The sequence below is a fragment of the Runella sp. R0.1_18 genome (assembly GCF_057652155.1).
Genome location: NZ_JBYFCK010000011.1, coordinates 174,678 through 191,922 on the forward strand (window position 1 = coordinate 174,678; position 17,245 = coordinate 191,922).

The window sequence follows — 17,245 nt, forward strand, 5'->3', positions numbered from 1 at the left end:
CGTCGGCACGACAATTGATAAATCATTGTTAACAAACCAATTAACCAACAGCAGAACCCGTGCATCAGCACCGAAGCCATGAACTTTAATCAATATACCATCAAAGCCCAAGAAGTTGTTCAACACGCTGTGCAAATTGCCCAGGGCAAGCAGCAGCAAGTTGTTGAAACGGGACACATTCTAAAAGCAATTTTGGAAGAAGACCCCAACACATCGCAGTTTTTGGCAAAAAAACTGAATGTCGCACTCCCGAATGTTAATACCCGACTTGAAACAATTATCAATGGTTACCCGCGCGTAGCAGGTTCGGCCAATACCGAATATCTTAGCAACGACCTTAACGCCACGTTCCAAAAGGCGCAAAGTTATCTGAAAGAATTTAATGACGAATATGTAAGCGTAGAACTCCTCCTAGTGGGTCTTTCGGCGGGTAAAGACAGTACCGCCCAACTCATGAAAGAGGTGGGATTAAAGGAAAAAGAATTAGTAGCAGCTATCAAAGAATTAAGAGGGAAGAATAATCCAGTGAAAGACCAAAATGCCGAAGCTAAGTACCGTTCGTTGGAACGATACAGCAAAAACTTAAATCAATTGGCGCGTTCGGGTAAAATTGACCCCGTGATTGGGCGTGACGACGAAATTCGTCGCGTTCTTCAAATCTTGGCGCGCCGTACCAAAAACAATCCCATGCTTTTGGGTGAACCAGGGGTGGGAAAAACCGCCATCGTGGAGGGTTTGGCGCAACGGATTGTGCAAGGCGACGTGCCCGAACAATTAAAAGAAAAAGAAATTGTATCGCTTGATATGGGCTTGCTCATTGCGGGTGCTAAATACAAAGGGGAGTTTGAAGAGCGTTTGAAGGCGGTTATCAAAGAAGTAACCGACTCTGAAGGCCAAATTATCTTATTTATTGACGAAATCCACACGCTCATCGGGGCGGGGGCGGGCGGTGAGGGCGCGATGGACGCTGCCAACTTACTCAAGCCTGCCCTCGCGCGGGGCGAACTCCATACCATCGGAGCCACTACCATCAAAGAGTACCAAAAGTACATTGAGAAAGACAAAGCGCTGGAGCGCCGTTTTCAGGTAGTGACGGTCGATGAACCTAACGAGGCTGATGCGATTAGTATCCTGCGGGGGATCAAAGACAAGTACGAACTCCACCACGGCGTACGGATTCAGGACGATGCGGTCATTGCGGCCGTTGAGTTGTCGAGCCGCTATATTTCGGACCGCTTTTTGCCCGACAAAGCCATTGACCTAATGGACGAGGCGGCTGCCAAGTTGCGCCTAGAAATGGATTCGGTGCCCGAAGAACTCGACGATTTGAACCGCCGTATCATGCAGTTAGAGATTGAGCGCGAGGCGATTCGACGGGAGAATGACAAAGAAAAAGAAGCCAGACTCAACAAAGAGTTGGCGGATTTGAACGAAGAACGAAGCGCTTTTAAAGCACAATGGGAGTTAGAAAAAGGAAAAATTAGCGAACTCCGCGCGTTGAAAGAGCAACTAGAGCAGCTACGCCTTGAAGCCGAACAAGCCGAAAGAACGGGAGATTATGGAAAAGTGGCGGAACTTCGTTACGGTAAAATTCCAGAAATCGAAAAACGGTTAGGAGAAAGCGGGCAACAGTCGATTAGCGGAGAGCAGTTGATTCAGGAGGAAGTAACGGCCGAAAATATTGCAGAAGTAGTGGCAAAGTGGACGGGTATTCCCGTGAGTAAAATGCTGCAAAGTGAGCGTGAAAAGTTGCTGAATTTGGAATCCGAACTTCAAAAACGAGTAGCGGGTCAGGAGGAAGCCATTGAAGCGGTAGCCGATGCGGTACGTCGTTCGAGAGCAGGTTTGCAAGACCCCAAACGCCCGATTGGTAGTTTTCTATTCCTTGGGCCAACGGGAGTTGGTAAAACGGAGTTAGCCAAAACGTTGGCCAATTATTTGTTCAACGACGACAATGCCATGGTGCGTATCGACATGAGCGAGTACCAAGAGCGCCACGCCGTAAGTCGTTTGGTGGGAGCGCCTCCAGGCTACGTGGGTTACGATGAAGGTGGACAATTGACGGAAGCCGTACGTCGTAAACCCTACAGTGTGATTTTGTTGGACGAAATCGAAAAAGCGCACCCCGATGTTTGGAACGTGATGTTGCAGGTATTGGACGATGGACGTTTGACCGATAACAAAGGTCGTTTGGCCAATTTCAAAAATACCATCATCATCATGACGTCGAACATTGGTAGCGACATCATCATGGAAAAGTTCAAAGAAGCAGGTAATAAGACAGAGAAAGGCTGGAAATTATATTTCAAAGAAGAAGCCAAAAACGATGTACTTGGGTTGCTCAAGCAGTCGGTCAGACCAGAGTTTTTGAACCGTATCGACGAAATTGTGCTCTTTGACCCACTTGGAAGGGATAACTTGAAACAAATTGTTCGGATTCAGTTCAACCACATCAAAGACTTATTGGCCGAACAAGGCGTGACGCTCGATGCCACTGATGAAGCCTTGGTGAAGTTGTCGGAAGAGGGATACGACCCCGCATTTGGTGCGAGACCCCTCAAAAGAGTATTGCAGCGCCGAATCTTGAATGAATTATCAAAGCAGATTCTCTCGGGTAAAATCCAGAAAGATGCGGTCATCATGATGGAACTGAATGAAGAAGGAGAAGTTGCTTTTGAGAATATTTCGGAAGTGAAGATAGAGGCGTAAGGAAGAGGGGAAAAGAAAAAGGGGCTGTAAAGCCCCTTTTTTATGCGTGAGTATCTTTAGAACTCGTGTCAGGAACTTCTGAAAGAGGAGATGCTGCGGGCGGTATGATTTCTTCGATTGGCTCAGAAGAGGGCGTGCTAGGAACTTCTGCCACCTCGTTGCTATGTTCAATTATACTGCTTTCGGGTACTATATTCTCGTTGGCCTCAGTAGAGGCTTCTGAAGCGACAATAATGTTGTCGTCAGAGTTAGTAGCTGTTTCATTTTCAGTAAGTTGCTCCATTGTCACTGACTCCGTTGTGTCATCGCTTTCGGCTACTTCTTCGGGGTCATCCAAGCGCGGGAAAAAGGTGCCTTGAAAAATAAGGATGATACATACTCCAACGAAAATACACGCGTCGGCAAAGTTAAAAATCGGCGTTGTATAATATTGGCCACCCCATACAGGCACCCACTCAGGCACAAAACCTTCCCAAAAATCAACAAAAACCATGTCGATTACTTGTCCGTGAAACCAAGGAGTAGGAGAGCCGTAAGGCGCGTTGCCAATCAAAACACCGTAGAAAATACTGTCAATGAGGTTGCCGATGGCTCCCGCTAAAATCATGGCCATTGCCCAAAGGAGGCCGCCCGATGCGCCGCGTACCGAGAGCCTAACGATGTACCAAGCGATAAACACCATTGCTCCTAAGCGGAAGGTCGTCAAAAACAACTTCCCGTACTCGTGGTCGATTTGCATTCCGAAAGCCATGCCTGGGTTGGTAACATAGTACAGTTTGAACCAATCGCCAATGAGACGGACTTGACCTGCAAAACCAGGCGCCATGTAATGATGGACGAGTAACTTAGACGCTTGATCTACCGCAATCAGTAGAAGGGCAAACAAAAAAAACTTCAGTGGGTTCTTGGCGGTATGACTCGTCATTCAGCTATCAATTATCTAGTGTAACCTGTGTTGGGCAAATGGCTTGCGCTTGCAATTTACTGAGAAATTCGTTGTTGATGACGTCTTTCTACTTCGCGTTTTACTAATAAATATTCACGACTACTTTGGCCAGCTATCGACTTGTTTTCTTCGGCGCGACGGAACAAGTAAGGCATGACCGTTTCTACTGGGCCGTAAGGTACGTATTTGGCGACGTTATATCCTGCATTGGCCAAATTATAAGAAATATTATCGCTCATGCCTAAGAGTTGTGCAAACCAAACGTGCGGGTCGTTGTGAGGAATTTGCGATTTTTCCATTAATTCGATGCAAAGTTGGCAGCTGTATTCATTGTGTGTACCCATGCAAATCGAAATTACGTCACGGTTTTCGAGGCAAAACGCAAGGGCTTTGTTGTAATCTCGGTCGGTATCTTCTTTGGTGGCATGGATGGGGTCTTGGTATTCATTTTCGTATGCACGCAGACGTTCTTTCTCAAAATAAGCACCTCGCACGAGTTTTACTCCCAACAAATACCCCGCTGCTTTGGCTTCACGAGTGGCTTTTTTAAGGTTTTCAAGCATATCGTGGCGGTACATCTGAAATGTGTTATAGACAATTGGGGTCTGTGTGTTGTATTTTTTCATGCCGTCGTAAGCGAGTTGGTCAATCACGTTTTGAATCCAACTTTCTTCGGCATCCACAAAAATCTTAACGTTCAAGTCGGCGGCTTTCTTGCACAAGGCGTCAACGCGTTGTTTGATGCGCTCAAAAGCCTGTTGCTCCAAAGAAGTAAGCTCCTCTCCCGCCTGAATTTTTTCCATAAGTGGGGTTGAGCCAACGCCAGTTACCTTAAAAACAGAAAACGGAATGGCTTTGTTATTTGCTGCTTTTTCGATAGTTAGCGAAATTTCGTTAGCAGTTTTGTCAAAACTCTTTTCATCGTCCTCACCCTCGACAGAGTAGTCTAAAATTGTGCCTACGTTCGATTTTGCCAAATATTGTATTGTTTTTTCGCATTCTTTAATGTCTTCTCCACCACAAAATTGGTTGAATAAAGTAGTTTTTATGAGACCCTTGACAGGCAATCTCAACAAAAGCGAGAGTTTTATAAAAAAAGTTCCTAATTTTACAAGCCAAACCTGATTCATCATCGAGAATAACCAATAGGTTTTCTTGAGTTGGCCATTGGACTTGGACGAAAATGCGACCGAAGTGTCATCAAATGAAACACCCGTTTTGGGCGATGTAACACTTAAAGGCATAGTAGTAGTGTTTTGTTGATAAATGAAATTGTACGTTCCGAATCGTCGGATTTTCAGGGGATTATCCCCATGACGCGGCGGACTGTCAAAACGGTTGCAAAATTACGAAGATTTAATCGCTTTCAAATTGTTACTATAGATTGTTGTACTAATTAATTTTTTCTCAGTTATGGGTGCCACCTTAGACATTTTACCAATGAGCTCGTGGGTTGATACGGGAGGGAAGCCGCTCGTTATCGCAGGACCATGTAGTGCCGAAACAGAAGACCAAGTACGTGATACCGTTCGTCAAATCAAAGCAGAAGGATATGCCAACGTAATTAGAGCGGGGGTTTGGAAACCTCGTACGCGTCCAGGTAGCTTTGAAGGAATGGGCGAAGCAGCGTTGCCTTGGTTGGTAGATGCTAAAAAAGAAACTGGATTGCCTATTGCCGTAGAAGTGGCAACGCCTCAGCATATTGAGCTTGCCCTTAAATACGGCGTCGATATTTTGTGGGTAGGTGCTCGTACCACCGTGAACCCATTCAACGTACAAGACTTGGCCGATGCGCTTCAAGGAGTTGATGTACCTGTGCTTATCAAAAACCCAGTAAACCCCGACCTAGCGTTGTGGATTGGGGCGTTTGAACGTATTAATCGTGCTGGTATCAAGAAATTGGGTGCGATTCACCGTGGTTTCTCGAATGCCCAAGAAACAAAGTATCGCAACTCTCCGATGTGGAACATCGCTATCGAGCTCAAAACCATGTTCCCTGAGCTTCCGATGATTGGCGACCCAAGCCACATGGCAGGTAAGCGTGCGTATTTGTTTGAGTTGGCACAGCGTGCGTTGGACTTAAACTACGACGGTTTGATTATCGAGTCACACCGCGACCCAGACAAAGCGTGGTCGGATGCTTCGCAGCAATTGACCCCACGTGCGTTGGGCGAAATGTTGCACGAATTGCACGTTCGTAAAGCAGAATACGGAACAGATTACCAAAGCCAATTGGATACGCTTCGTAGCAAATTGGATAACCTTGACCGCGAATTGCTCGAAGCTTTGGGTACACGTATGTCATTGGTAGAACAACTTGGCGAATACAAGCGTGACAACAACGTAGCTGTTCTTCAAATGGATCGTTGGAGACAACTTCGTAAAAACCGCGCTGATTTGGGTAAACAACTTAATCTGTACCCAGATTTCGTAGAAGAGTTGTTTGAGTTGATTCACATGGCTTCTATCCGTAAGCAAACCGAAGTAATGAACAACGAACCAGCTGCTTAATACAGTTAGGTAAGCGTATATCTAAAAGCCTCTTCCCAAACAGGAAGGGGCTTTTTTATGCCAAAATAAAATGATTCATCGGCAAATCTGTGTGTTAAGTAGCATTCCCTTCGGCAAATCAGCCCCTTTTTTGTATTTTTGAATGAAAACCAATTTTACTTTCTCATGAGAAAAATTTCCTTCATCATCTCACTATTTTATGCAGGGCTGACGTGGGCACAAGCTCCTACCATGCCTAATTACCATGCCAACGACCGTTTTGAGCAATTAGGTACTGCCTTGCCCACCCCTAATACTTACCGAACTGCTTCGGGAGCACCAGGGAAAGATTATTGGCAGCAACGCGCCGATTATGACATCAAAGTCGAATTGGACGAGGCCAATAACAAAATCATTGGTGCCGAAACCATTACTTATTTCAATCAGTCGCCTGATGCGCTTCCTTACGTGTGGATTCAGCTCGACCAAAATTTGTTTGCCAAAAACTCCCCTGGGCCAATAACTAGAACTGGGGACTTAGGAAATCAAACAACGATGACGAGCCTTTCGACCATTACCGACATGAATTACTCAAATGCGGATTATGGTTATAATATTCAGTCGGTGAAAGATGCAAAAACGGGTAAACCGCTTCGCTATACCATCAATCAAACGATGATGCGGATTGATTTGCCCCAGCCGCTCTTGCCCAAACAAAGCTACTCGTTTTCTATCGATTGGAATTACCGAATCGTGGAAGTTGCCAAAGGGGGGCGTCGAACGGGTTTTGAGGTTTTTAAAGATGGTAACAACGTCTATGAAATTGCACAGTTTTATCCTCGCCTTTGTGTATATGATGATGTAACGGGCTGGCAACACAAGCAATACTACAGCCAAGGTGAGTTTGCACTGAGCTTTGGTAACTTTAAATTGGCGATTACCGTGCCCGACGACCACGTGTTGGGAGCCACGGGTGAGTTACAAAACGCCGCTCAAGTGCTGACGCCTACGCAATTGAAAAACTTTGAAAAAGCCAAAACTTCGGAGAAAGTGGTGGTGATTGCGTCGCAAGAAGAGCGCGAAAAAGCTGAAAAAGGAAAACCTTCGGGTAAAAAAACGTGGATTTTCAAAGCCGATAATGTACGCGACGTAGCCTTTGCGACGTCCAGAAAGTACATTTGGGACGGAAAAATGCAGGAAGTAGCGGGCAAAAAAGTGCTGTGTATGTCGTTTTATCCAAAAGAAGGAAATCCACTTTGGGGTAAATATTCGACCGAAGTCGTGGCGCATACCGTCAAAACCTATTCAAAATTCTCGGTGGACTACCCGTATCCCGTAGCGATTTCTTGTCATGGCCCCATCGGCGGGATGGAGTATCCTATGCTTTCTTTTAATGGCGGTCGTCCTGAAGCCGATGGCACCTACTCGGAAGCGACGAAATATGGTATGATTGGGGTAATTATTCACGAAGTAGGCCACAACTTTTTCCCAATGATTATCAATAACGACGAGCGTCAGTGGATGTGGATGGACGAAGGGTTGAATACTTTTATGCAGTATCTGACCGAAAAAGAGTGGGACAAAGACTACCCAACACGCCGTGGTGAGCCTCAAATGATTGTGGATTACATGAAGCAAGATCCCAAAAATTTGGTGCCGATTATGACCATGTCCGACAACCTCATCAATGCAGGGGCAAGTGCCTACGCTAAACCAGCCACGGCCTTGAATATTTTGCGTGAAACGGTGATGGGACGCGAATTGTTTGATTATGCGTTCAAAGAGTACAGCCGTCGTTGGGCATTTAAGTCGCCAACACCTGCTGATTTGTTCCGTACGCTCGAAGATGCCTCGGGTGTGGATTTGGATTGGTTTTGGAAAGGTTGGTTTTATGGCGTTGAGCCCGTTGACCAAGATTTGGTCGAAGTAGAATGGTTTGCGCTCGACACGCAAAATCCAGACATTACAAAAGCAAATGCTAAAAAAGAAGCGGAACAAAAACGAAACACAGTAGCTCGCCAGCGCGATAAAGATTTTATCAAAGAGTCGGTAGTAGAGAAAAATCCTGACATGAAGGATTTCTACAACTCGTATGACCCTTACAAGGTAACGGATGCTGACAAGAAGAAATATGAAACGTACTTGGCAAGCTTAACGCCCGACGAACGTAAACTGGTAGAGTCGGGTATGAACTTCTATACCTTGAAAGTGAAAAACAAAGGAGGTTTGCCAATGCCAGTGATTGTGAAGATGCAATTTGAAGACGGCACGGATTCGGTAGCGCGTTTCCCAGCGGAAATCTGGCGCTTAAATGACCAACAAGTATCGAAAGTTATCACAACCAAGAAGAAAGTGGTTCAGTGGACGTTAGATCCATATCGTGAGATTGCCGACATTGACGAAGAGAGCAACAGCTTCCCACGTCAGCCAACGCAACCAACGCGTTTCCAATTGTTCAAAGGTGGAGGCTTCCAACGTGGCAGTAACCCAATGCGCGAAGCCCAGCAAAGCCAACAGCCAAAAGCAGGGCAGCAGGGCGGGGCTAAGAATTAGTGTCTTTTACCACTAAGGCACTAAGGGAGCTTTTCTTAGTGTCTTAGTGGTTCAATAATCAATGTGCATGACTTCCAAAGTAGCTTACCGTTTTTACCCTTCGTTGCTCAACACCTACTCACGGTTTTTGCAGGGGAAAATTAGTGAGCAAGAAGTGCTAGATCGCATCAATCGGGTACCTATCCCCCAAACCGAAGCCCAATTTAGAGGAATATCTTTTGAAGATGCAGTGTTGAAAAAAATCGGCGAAGAGCAATTTGACCCTCAAATTATTGCAACCGTTCGCCAAAAACTCCCTTCGCCCATTGTAAAAACGCAGGCTTACTGCCAATACCAAATTGCCGATGTGATGATTTATGGCTTTGTAGATGTATTGGGTCGAAAAGAAGCCGTTGACATCAAAACAACTTCTCACTATTCGGCGGATCGTTTTCAGCAAGACCATCAAAATTTTTATTTACCCGCCTTATACTTCCGAGGCGTTCGGCAGATGCGCTATCTAATCACTGATTTTGTGAACGTTTACGAAGAAATCTACGAAGCCTCAACCGATTTTGAAGGGCAGTTAGAGGAGCTTTATTCGTTTAAAATGTTTCTGGAAGAACACCGTGAACAAATAACGGATGCAAAGATTTTTGCTAAAAAGAAGTAATTTTGACCCTTACTACCTAAAATTAGAACCACTAAGGCACTAAGAAGCACTAAGAGACGATGACAAAAAAAGAAGTCAATCAGTTGGCCTATGAAATTGTAGGGTGTGCAATAGAAGTCCATAAACAAATCGGGCCAGGCTTATTGGAGTCTGTGTACGAGACTTGTTTATTTTATGAATTACAAATCAGAGGTTTTAAGGTCATTAGGCAGCTAACAGTTCCTGTTGTTTATAAGGAGATTCGGTTAGAAGCGGATTTACGGTTGGATTTATTGGTGAATGATTGTGTTGTAGTGGAATTAAAAGCAGTGGAAAATCTCATCCCACTTTATGAAGCGCAATTATTAACCTACATGAAACTATTACAGAAACCGAAAGGGCTACTTATTAATTTTCACACAGAAAACATTACAAAAAGTATTAAACCGATGGTAAACGAGTATTTTGCGGCTTTGCCTTAGTGAAACTTAGTGCCTTAGTGGTTTAATATAAATTCTCACATAGAAAACACCCAAAAAAGCATTAAGCCAAGAGTAAACGAGTATTTTGTGGCTTTGTCTTAGTGAAACTTAGTGGTCTGTAAAAAAATGAAACTCTGGCAAAAAGAAACAACTTCTATCTCCGAAAAAATCGAAAAATTCACCGTCGGGCGTGACCGTGAAATGGATTTATATTTGGCCCCTTACGATGTGCAAGGAAACATCGCGCACGCCACTATGCTCGAAAGTGTAGGACTCCTTACGAGTGATGAGTTAAAAGTGTTGAGTGATGAATTGAAATCCATTTATCAAGAGATTCAACAGGGGAGGTTTGAGATTGAGGAGGGGGTAGAGGATGTACACTCGCAAGTGGAGCTAATGCTTACGCGCAAATTGGGCGATGTTGGCAAAAAAATCCACAGCGGTCGCTCACGCAACGACCAAGTGTTGGTCGATATGAAATTGTTTACACGCCATCGCTTGGAAGAGGTTGCTCTCGCCTCAAAAAAGTTGTTCGACTTGTTGATTCAACGCTCCAATCAGCATAGAAATGACCTTTTACCAGGCTATACGCACTTACAAATCGCGATGCCATCGTCATTTGGCTTGTGGTTTGGTGCCTATGCCGAAGCGCTGGTGGACGACATGAGCATGATTCAAACGGCGTATAAGTTGGCCAATAAAAACCCATTAGGGTCAGGGGCGGGTTATGGTTCGTCATTTCCTTTGAACCGCACGATGACCACCGAATTATTGGGTTTTGAAACTTTGCATTATAACGTAGTTTACGCCCAAATGTCGCGCGGTAAAACCGAACAAACGGCGCTAACAGCCATTGCAGCCTTGTCAGCAACGTTGTCTCGCTTAGCGATGGATGTGTGCTTATACAATAGCCAGAACTTTGCCTTTGTTACCCTGCCTGACGATTTGACAACGGGAAGCAGCATCATGCCGCACAAAAAGAACCCCGACGTAGCGGAGTTATTGCGGGCTAAAACCAACCGTTTAAAGGCATTGCCCACCGAAATTACAATGGTGATGAGCAATTTGCCATCGGGTTATCACCGCGATATGCAGTTATTGAAAGAGTTGTTGATGCCTGCCTTTGAAGAAATATTAGATTGCTTAGACATCACGCATTTCATGCTAGAGCACCTACAAGTGAAGCAAAATTTGCTTGTAGAGGCAAAATATGATTTGTTGTTTAGTGTAGAACGAGTCAACGAGTTGGTGGTACAAGGCGTTCCTTTCCGTGATGCGTATCGCCAAGTGGGCAAAGAAATCAACGAAAATACATACCAAGCCTCGCGTGAACTTAAACACACCCACGAAGGAAGCATTGGAAACCTATGTAACGACCAAATTGCGGGATTGATGGAGGCCGAAATGCGCCGATTTGGATTTGAGAAAGCACATGGAGCTGTGGAGAAGCTGCTCAAATCACGCTAAAATTCCTCAGGTTTTTGACGTGTGTTACGAATGGTAATAATTTCGATACTTGTATCAAGTATGCGATAGTAAAAAACGATATGTTTGTTCATCACACATTCACGTACATTGGCTTGTTTCTGAGAAACTTTGTAGAGATATGGCATTTTGCTGATAAGTTTCATTTGCTCGGTTAGCGCCAACAAAAAATCTATTTTGATACGTTCTGACCAGTTTTGTGCTAAATAATCAGCAATTTGCTCTATATCTCGGCGGGCGCGTTCTGAAAGCTCAACGGTTAATTCCATACTGCGACTTCATAAAATCAAAGAAATCGGTTTTACGCCCAGCGTTCAAGTCTTGAAGTCCCTCTTGGATTGCAATTTGGGTAGGAGCGTCCAGATTGTCCCAAAAATCAGGAGTACCTTCTGCTTCCCGTGATAACAATACAACATAAGCTTGTAAGACAGCATCGTCATTGATGCGTTCTATGAGGGTGTGAAGTGTTGATTTTAGTTGTGTTGTGTTCATCTTAAATTTAAAAGTTATTCTACAATTTTACTGTGTAAATTTTTCAAAATCAAGTCAGAGCTTTATTTATCGTTGGTATCCATCGCTTTCAGCAATTCCCAAACAATATCACTTTCAAAACCTCGACTGAGGGCAAAACGCACCAATTTTTGTTTTAAGGCCAAAGGTTCTCCTCGCAAACTCCTCGCTTTTTTTTCTAATAAGTCGCTTAATACTACTTCGTATTCGTCGCCGTCTATTTCGGTAAGCCCTTTTTGAATCAAGTCATTCGACAAGCCACGGAGCTTCATTTCTTGACGAATTTTCAAGCGTCCCCATTTTTTTACCCGAAATTTTCCCCTGGCAAAAGCCCGCGCAAACCGTTCTTCGTTGAGGTAATTTTGGGCAATCAATTCTTGAAGAATGGGTTCCAGCTCATCATCAGTGATTTCGAGCTCGTGCAGTCGTTGTTTTACTTCTTTGGTACTACGTTCTTGGTAAGCACAAAAGGCAGCGACTTTGACGAGGGCTTGTTTTTGGCGTTCAGTCATTTATGAATTGTTTTGGCAAAAATAACAATAGAACTTTTAGAACATAGTCTGTAAATTGCAGCGTTTTTCCAAACCCCTCTAACACCTTTTAAAATGCCTCCCCATAACTTCCGTTGGCGGATAGTGTTTCTTCTTTTCTTGATTACAACAATCAACTACGTTGACCGAAACGTTCTGTCGTTTTCGATGCTCGACGATGCGTTTCGGAAAGAGATGTTGGGGGTACCGCTTTCATATACCCTCACCCAAGCCGATTTAGATGCGTTTAAGATTCAATATGGCTGGGTTGATACGGCCTTTAAGTTGGCTTATGCACTGGGTTTTATTATGATTGGTTGGCTCATTGATCGCCTCGGAACTCGCAAAGGCTTGTCGTTTGCGATTGGCTTATGGAGTTTGGCGGGTGTAGCCACGGCCTACGTAGGCAGTTTCCGAAGTTTGTTGGGAGCCCGTTTTGCGCTTGGGATTGGAGAAGCGGGAAATTTTCCTTCGAGCATCAAGTCGATTGCCGAGTGGTTTCCCAAAAAAGAACGAGCATTTGCCACTGGTTTGTTTAATGCAGGAACCAACGTTGGGATTATCTTGACGGCGGCCCTCATTCCGTGGATGACCCTCAAGTACGGCTGGCGAATGTCGTTTATGACAACAGGGGTAGTAGGATTTGTAGTCCTGGTATTTTGGTGGCTCAACTATCAAAAACCCGAAGATCACTCCAAGGTATCGGCGCGAGAATTGCGCTACATCAAACAAGATAACCAGCCCGAAGAAATAGAAGGTAGAGTCACTTGGTGGCGATTGTTACGCTTTCGTCAAACGTGGGCGTTGATTGTCGGGAAGTTGATGGCAGACCCCATTTGGTGGTTTTATCTGACGTGGTTACCCGACTTTTTCAATTCTAGTGAAGCACTCACCCAGCGCCTCGACTTACAAAACATTGGCTTGCCTTTCATGGTTATTTATATTATTTCGGACGGCGGGAGCATATTTTTTGGATGGCTCTCGTCACGATTAATGAAAATGGGCTGGTCGCTGAACCGCGCTCGAAAAACGACGATGCTCTTGTGCGCGCTTTGTGTCGTTCCGATTTTTTTTGCTGCCCAAACCCAAAATGTCTATATCGCAACCGTCCTGATAGCGATTGCCGCAGCGGGGCATTTGGGGTGGTCGGCCAATGTCTATACAATTGCCTCAGACCTCTACCCTAAAAGTGCAGTGGCGATGGTAACTGGGATTGGTGGATTTTCGGGAGCGGTTGGCGGTGCACTTTTAGCCGCCGTAATCGGTCCGATACGCGTTCAATGGGGCTATTTGCCATTGTTTTTATTGGCGAGTTTCACTTATTTGATAGCGTTGCTCTTTATTCATTTGTTGATTCCTAAAATGAAACCCGTTGAGATGTAAAAAATAATCTTTTGTCTTTTTAACACAATTTCTTTATCAAAACGTTATAGCTTTGCATTTGCGTAAGATTCCTTTATTTTTCATTTTAAAAGTCCAACCTAGGCATGAAACGATTCACAAAAATGTTAGTAGCAGCGGGAGCTTTCTTGGCAGTATCGACTGCGGCAAACGCGCAAGTTAAAATTCCTGCAGACATTGAAGCTTTATTGACTAAAAATACGTGTTTGGCTTGCCACAAAGCCGATCAGAGATTGGTAGGCCCAGGCTACAAAGAAGTAATGGCGAAGAAAAAATATAAGCCAGAGCAAATCGTAGAGTTGATTGCTAATCCAAAACCATCTAATTGGCCAGGGTATCCTCCAATGGCACCACTTAATGTACCAAAGGATGAAGCTATGAAAATTGCTAAGTGGATTGTGTCTTTGGGTAAAAAATAATCCTGAGTAAAATACCACTCCCTAAAAGCCGATGTACTTGCATCGGCTTTTTTTGTAATTCTGTTGGCTTTTTTGCAACTTGGCCAAGCGTTATTCGTTTGTTTTCTATGTTTCTAAAAAGATTTTGTTTTGTTCTGCTGCTCTTGGGGCTTGGTTTGTTGGCAAATGCCCAAGAAGGGGGTAAATCAACGCCAAAAGACACTGTTAGCTTACCTGCGGCGCTGGACAATGCCACGATGACGCCTCGTTTGCCTTCTGACAAGCGCCTCGACGATTACCGTGCTAGTCGCGACTATAATTACGAACGCGACGCCCCCCCGCCCGAAAATCCGCTCGCCCGTATCTGGAATTGGTTGAGCCAAAAAATCAATGATTTTTTGAGTAGTAGTGCCTACGAAAACTTTTGGCAGTACGTATTTTTGGTAGGTATTGCGGGGGTGGTGATGTGGCTATTGTACAAAGCTGAATTTATTGGTGGAATGTTTGCTAAAAAATCGGAGGAAGAGCTGGTCTATAATCGTATCACTGAAAATATTCATGAATTAGATTTTGCCAATTTGATTGAAGAAGCAATTGCTGCCCGAAATTATCGTCTCGCAACTCGGCTCTATTATCTCAATACCCTCAAGCAATTGACCGATAAAAAGTTCATACATTGGCAGCCAACCAAAACCAACCGTAGTTACGTAGAAGAATTGCAAGAAACGAAATTTAAAAAAGATTTTGAGCAACTTACCTACCAGTTTGAGTACGTTTGGTACGGCGAATTTGGCGTGACCGAATCTCAATTTTTACGCTTGAAAGAAGAATTTCAAGCATTTTCAACCCGACTCTAATACAACACAATAACGAAGGTGAATTGGCGTAGTTACTACTTTTGGTTTTTATTGTTGACAGTCGTAGCCTACGGCCTGTTTGAATACTACCGTCCAAAACCCATTGATTGGACACCAACCTATTCTAACAAAGACAAAATCCCTTTTGGGACAAAAGCTACCTATGAACTCTTGCCCGATGTCTTCAAAAATGAAAAAGTAACGCAGCTACGGGTGCCGATTTATAATTATCTTTCAGAAAACCCCACCCTTCCCAAAAGCAATTACATTTTTGTTTGTCGAGAGTTTATTATTGACCTAAACGACCAAAAACAGCTGCTCAACTACGCGAAGCGGGGAAATAACGTGTTTATTTCGGCCTATTATTTTCCAGATAGTTTAACAAAAACGTTGGGAATAATAGCGATGCTGAAAGACCCAACGTTACGAGATACGGCCTTGGTGATGAATTTTGTGAACCCCGCATTGTCCAAAAAAGGAGGGTATGTATTCGCACAAGACGATGGGCGTAATTATTTTTTGGTAAAAAAGCCCGAGAACGTGACAATTTTGGCTAAAAATGCCCGAAATGAGCCTATTTTCCTGAAGATAAAGTATGGAAAAGGGGCTTTTTACCTGCATAACCTGCCGTTGGCTTTGACCAATTATTATGCTTTACCTTCCAAAACTTCTGATTTTGCGTTTAAATCGCTGTCTTATTTACCCGTCTTACCTGTTTACTGGGATGAATATCTAAAACAAGGGCGTTTTGGGGAGGATGAGCAGTCGATTTTTAGGTATATTATGACACAGCCGCCACTAACATGGGCGTACTACTTGATTTTGTTTGGGCTATTGCTGTATGCTATTTTTGCGGGAAAGCGCACCCAACGTGTCATTCCTGTGTTGCCTGTACCGAAGAATACGTCGTTGGAGTTTGTGCAAACGATTGGTAAAATGTACTTTCAGCAAGGTGATCACGACAACATCGCTGAAAAGAAAATTCAACATTTGCTGCTCTACATCCGCGAGCGGTTTGGGCTGCGTACCCACGAAATTGACAAAGAATTTATAGAAGACCTTATTCAAAAAACGGGGCTTCCTCGAATGGATATCGAGTTGCTGTTCAGCGAAATAGCCCATGCCAAGCGCACAGCTTCCTTGTCCGAATTTGCGCTCTTGAGCTTACATCACCGTATCGAAGATTTTTACGAACGCGTTAAATAACTGCTATTTTCTCTTATGGATTTTGAATCACGAATCGACTTACAAGACCTCAACGACGCGATAACAGCCATCAAAGCCGAAATCGGGAAAATTATAGTGGGGCAACAGCAAACGATTGACTTGTTGTTGACGGCAATTTTAGCCGATGGACACGTGCTTATCGAAGGAGTACCTGGAGTGGCAAAAACCCTAACTGCTAAACTATTAGCGCGTACTGTTGCCACCGAATTTAGCCGTATTCAATTCACGCCTGACTTGATGCCTTCGGATGTGTTGGGAACGTCGGTTTTTAACCCAAAACACACGGATTTTGAGTTTAGAAAAGGACCAATTTTCTCAAATATTGTTTTGGTCGATGAAATCAACCGCGCTCCTGCTAAAACCCAAGCGGCTTTGTTTGAAGTGATGGAAGAACGGCAAGCAACCGTTGACGGAACTACCTATCCCATGAGCAGCCCATTTATTGTGATTGCGACTCAAAACCCAGTAGAACACGAAGGCACTTACCGCCTTCCCGAAGCGCAGTTAGACCGCTTTTTGTTTAAGATTGTGGTAAAATATCCTTCCCAAGAGCAAGAAGTCGAAGTGTTGCGTGGTCATCACCTACGATTAAACATGGCTGAGGCGATTGCAAACGTACAGGCAATATTAACGCCCGAACAACTCGCGGAACTGCGCCGTAAGACGCACCAAGTTCACGTGGAAGACAAGTTACTGGAATACATTGCGCAGGTAGTGGTACAAACGCGCAACAATAAATCGTTGTTTTTGGGGGCTTCACCAAGGGCATCGGTGGCATTACTCAATAGTGCCAAAGCTTTGGCTGCTATTCGTGGAAGGGATTTTGTGACGCCAGAGGAAATTCAGCAATTGGCGCCTTCCGTTTTGCGTCACCGTATTGTGTTGACGCCCGAACGGGAAATGGAAGGAGCAACACCTGACGACATTGTTGCTCAAATTTTACAAAAAATAGAAGTACCTCGGTAGTTATTAGTCCACAGTTGGTAGTCCATAGTCCACGGTAATTAAAACCATCGACCATGGACT

16 protein-coding genes are annotated in these 17,245 nt (G+C 44.3%); 11 read left to right on the forward strand and 5 right to left on the reverse strand.

Going from position 1 to position 17,245, the window contains the following annotated elements:
* The first annotated feature begins 78 nt into the window (after nucleotides 1–78).
* The gene (clpB, locus tag AC23P2_RS19500; protein ID WP_487774747.1) at nucleotides 79–2,709 is read left to right on the forward strand and encodes an ATP-dependent chaperone ClpB; all 2,631 of its coding nucleotides are present in this window, start codon (nucleotides 79–81) and stop codon (nucleotides 2,707–2,709) included.
* Between the two features lie 40 nt (nucleotides 2,710–2,749).
* Here the strand turns inward: clpB and AC23P2_RS19505 are convergent, their stop codons facing one another.
* Together AC23P2_RS19505 and AC23P2_RS19510 are read right to left on the reverse strand one after the other, a co-directional pair.
* A complete protein-coding gene (locus AC23P2_RS19505) occupies nucleotides 2,750–3,634 on the reverse strand; it encodes a lipoprotein signal peptidase (RefSeq protein WP_487774748.1) in 885 nt (294 codons plus the stop codon).
* 56 nt (nucleotides 3,635–3,690) lie between these two features.
* Nucleotides 3,691–4,899, reverse strand: coding sequence for a proline dehydrogenase family protein (locus tag AC23P2_RS19510; RefSeq protein ID WP_487774749.1), 1,209 nt, complete (start codon nucleotides 4,897–4,899; stop codon nucleotides 3,691–3,693).
* A 169-nt stretch (nucleotides 4,900–5,068) separates the two neighbouring features.
* On the opposite strand from AC23P2_RS19510, the gene AC23P2_RS19515 reads away from it, so the two are divergent.
* The 5 genes from AC23P2_RS19515 to argH all read left to right on the forward strand — a co-directional run bounded on the left by AC23P2_RS19515 (nucleotide 5,069) and on the right by argH (nucleotide 11,278).
* Complete coding sequence (locus tag AC23P2_RS19515; protein WP_487774750.1) at nucleotides 5,069–6,166, forward strand: chorismate mutase; 1,098 nt, start codon at nucleotides 5,069–5,071, stop codon at nucleotides 6,164–6,166.
* Between the two features lie 165 nt (nucleotides 6,167–6,331).
* Complete coding sequence (locus tag AC23P2_RS19520) at nucleotides 6,332–8,698, forward strand: M1 family metallopeptidase (protein WP_487774751.1); 2,367 nt, start codon at nucleotides 6,332–6,334, stop codon at nucleotides 8,696–8,698.
* Between the two features lie 67 nt (nucleotides 8,699–8,765).
* Nucleotides 8,766–9,350, forward strand: a complete 585-nt coding sequence (locus AC23P2_RS19525) for a hypothetical protein (protein ID WP_487774752.1) — start codon at nucleotides 8,766–8,768, stop codon at nucleotides 9,348–9,350.
* A 59-nt stretch (nucleotides 9,351–9,409) separates the two neighbouring features.
* Entirely contained in the window at nucleotides 9,410–9,811 is a 402-nt protein-coding gene (locus tag AC23P2_RS19530) for a GxxExxY protein (RefSeq protein ID WP_487774753.1), read from the forward strand.
* 126 nt (nucleotides 9,812–9,937) lie between these two features.
* On the forward strand, nucleotides 9,938–11,278 hold the full coding sequence (gene argH / locus AC23P2_RS19535) for an argininosuccinate lyase (protein WP_487774754.1): 1,341 nt from the start codon (nucleotides 9,938–9,940) through the stop codon (nucleotides 11,276–11,278).
* Here the strand turns inward: argH and AC23P2_RS19540 are convergent.
* The 3 genes from AC23P2_RS19540 to AC23P2_RS19550 all read right to left on the reverse strand — a co-directional run bounded on the left by AC23P2_RS19540 (nucleotide 11,275) and on the right by AC23P2_RS19550 (nucleotide 12,318).
* On the reverse strand, nucleotides 11,275–11,565 hold the full coding sequence (locus tag AC23P2_RS19540) for a type II toxin-antitoxin system RelE/ParE family toxin (protein ID WP_487774755.1): 291 nt from the start codon (nucleotides 11,563–11,565) through the stop codon (nucleotides 11,275–11,277). The genes argH and AC23P2_RS19540 overlap by 4 nt on opposite strands.
* Complete coding sequence (locus AC23P2_RS19545; RefSeq protein WP_487774756.1) at nucleotides 11,549–11,788, reverse strand: hypothetical protein; 240 nt, start codon at nucleotides 11,786–11,788, stop codon at nucleotides 11,549–11,551. The genes AC23P2_RS19540 and AC23P2_RS19545 overlap by 17 nt, the downstream gene beginning before the upstream one ends.
* A 62-nt stretch (nucleotides 11,789–11,850) precedes the next feature.
* A complete protein-coding gene (locus AC23P2_RS19550; protein WP_487774757.1) occupies nucleotides 11,851–12,318 on the reverse strand; it encodes a regulatory protein RecX in 468 nt (155 codons plus the stop codon).
* Nucleotides 12,319–12,411: 93 nt separating this feature from the next.
* Here AC23P2_RS19550 and AC23P2_RS19555 point away from each other — a divergent pair, with 93 nt between their 5' ends.
* From AC23P2_RS19555 to AC23P2_RS19575, 5 genes are all read left to right on the forward strand, one after another.
* Nucleotides 12,412–13,719: an MFS transporter gene (locus AC23P2_RS19555; protein ID WP_487774758.1), complete on the forward strand. Its 1,308-nt coding sequence runs from the start codon at nucleotides 12,412–12,414 to the stop codon at nucleotides 13,717–13,719.
* A gap of 104 nt (nucleotides 13,720–13,823) precedes the next feature.
* Nucleotides 13,824–14,156: a c-type cytochrome gene (locus AC23P2_RS19560; protein ID WP_487774759.1), complete on the forward strand. Its 333-nt coding sequence runs from the start codon at nucleotides 13,824–13,826 to the stop codon at nucleotides 14,154–14,156.
* Between the two features lie 107 nt (nucleotides 14,157–14,263).
* Nucleotides 14,264–14,992 carry a DUF4129 domain-containing protein gene (locus AC23P2_RS19565; RefSeq protein ID WP_487774760.1) on the forward strand — a complete coding sequence of 243 codons (729 nt, stop codon included), beginning with the start codon at nucleotides 14,264–14,266 and terminating at the stop codon, nucleotides 14,990–14,992.
* Nucleotides 14,993–15,010: 18 nt separating this feature from the next.
* Nucleotides 15,011–16,198 carry a DUF4350 domain-containing protein gene (locus AC23P2_RS19570; protein ID WP_487774761.1) on the forward strand — a complete coding sequence of 396 codons (1,188 nt, stop codon included), beginning with the start codon at nucleotides 15,011–15,013 and terminating at the stop codon, nucleotides 16,196–16,198.
* Nucleotides 16,199–16,213: 15 nt separating this feature from the next.
* Nucleotides 16,214–17,185 (forward strand): AAA family ATPase, encoded by a 972-nt coding sequence (locus tag AC23P2_RS19575; RefSeq protein ID WP_028523788.1) that lies wholly within the window; start codon nucleotides 16,214–16,216, stop codon nucleotides 17,183–17,185.
* Nucleotides 17,186–17,245: the final 60 nt, after the last annotated feature.

Coding starts and splice junctions, on each gene's coding strand:
- AC23P2_RS19565 (WP_487774760.1), top strand. CDS start 14,264: ATGTTTCTAAAAAGATTTTGTTTTGTTCTGCTGCTCTTGGGGCTTGGT.
- AC23P2_RS19515 (WP_487774750.1), top strand. CDS start 5,069: ATGGGTGCCACCTTAGACATTTTACCAATGAGCTCGTGGGTTGATACG.
- AC23P2_RS19560 (WP_487774759.1), top strand. CDS start 13,824: ATGAAACGATTCACAAAAATGTTAGTAGCAGCGGGAGCTTTCTTGGCA.
- AC23P2_RS19505 (WP_487774748.1), bottom strand. CDS start 3,634: ATGACGAGTCATACCGCCAAGAACCCACTGAAGTTTTTTTTGTTTGCC.
- clpB (WP_487774747.1), top strand. CDS start 79: ATGAACTTTAATCAATATACCATCAAAGCCCAAGAAGTTGTTCAACAC.
- argH (WP_487774754.1), top strand. CDS start 9,938: ATGAAACTCTGGCAAAAAGAAACAACTTCTATCTCCGAAAAAATCGAA.
- AC23P2_RS19555 (WP_487774758.1), top strand. CDS start 12,412: ATGCCTCCCCATAACTTCCGTTGGCGGATAGTGTTTCTTCTTTTCTTG.
- AC23P2_RS19550 (WP_487774757.1), bottom strand. CDS start 12,318: ATGACTGAACGCCAAAAACAAGCCCTCGTCAAAGTCGCTGCCTTTTGT.
- AC23P2_RS19540 (WP_487774755.1), bottom strand. CDS start 11,565: ATGGAATTAACCGTTGAGCTTTCAGAACGCGCCCGCCGAGATATAGAG.
- AC23P2_RS19530 (WP_487774753.1), top strand. CDS start 9,410: ATGACAAAAAAAGAAGTCAATCAGTTGGCCTATGAAATTGTAGGGTGT.
- AC23P2_RS19510 (WP_487774749.1), bottom strand. CDS start 4,899: ATGCCTTTAAGTGTTACATCGCCCAAAACGGGTGTTTCATTTGATGAC.
- AC23P2_RS19525 (WP_487774752.1), top strand. CDS start 8,766: ATGACTTCCAAAGTAGCTTACCGTTTTTACCCTTCGTTGCTCAACACC.
- AC23P2_RS19545 (WP_487774756.1), bottom strand. CDS start 11,788: ATGAACACAACACAACTAAAATCAACACTTCACACCCTCATAGAACGC.
- AC23P2_RS19575 (WP_028523788.1), top strand. CDS start 16,214: ATGGATTTTGAATCACGAATCGACTTACAAGACCTCAACGACGCGATA.
- AC23P2_RS19520 (WP_487774751.1), top strand. CDS start 6,332: ATGAGAAAAATTTCCTTCATCATCTCACTATTTTATGCAGGGCTGACG.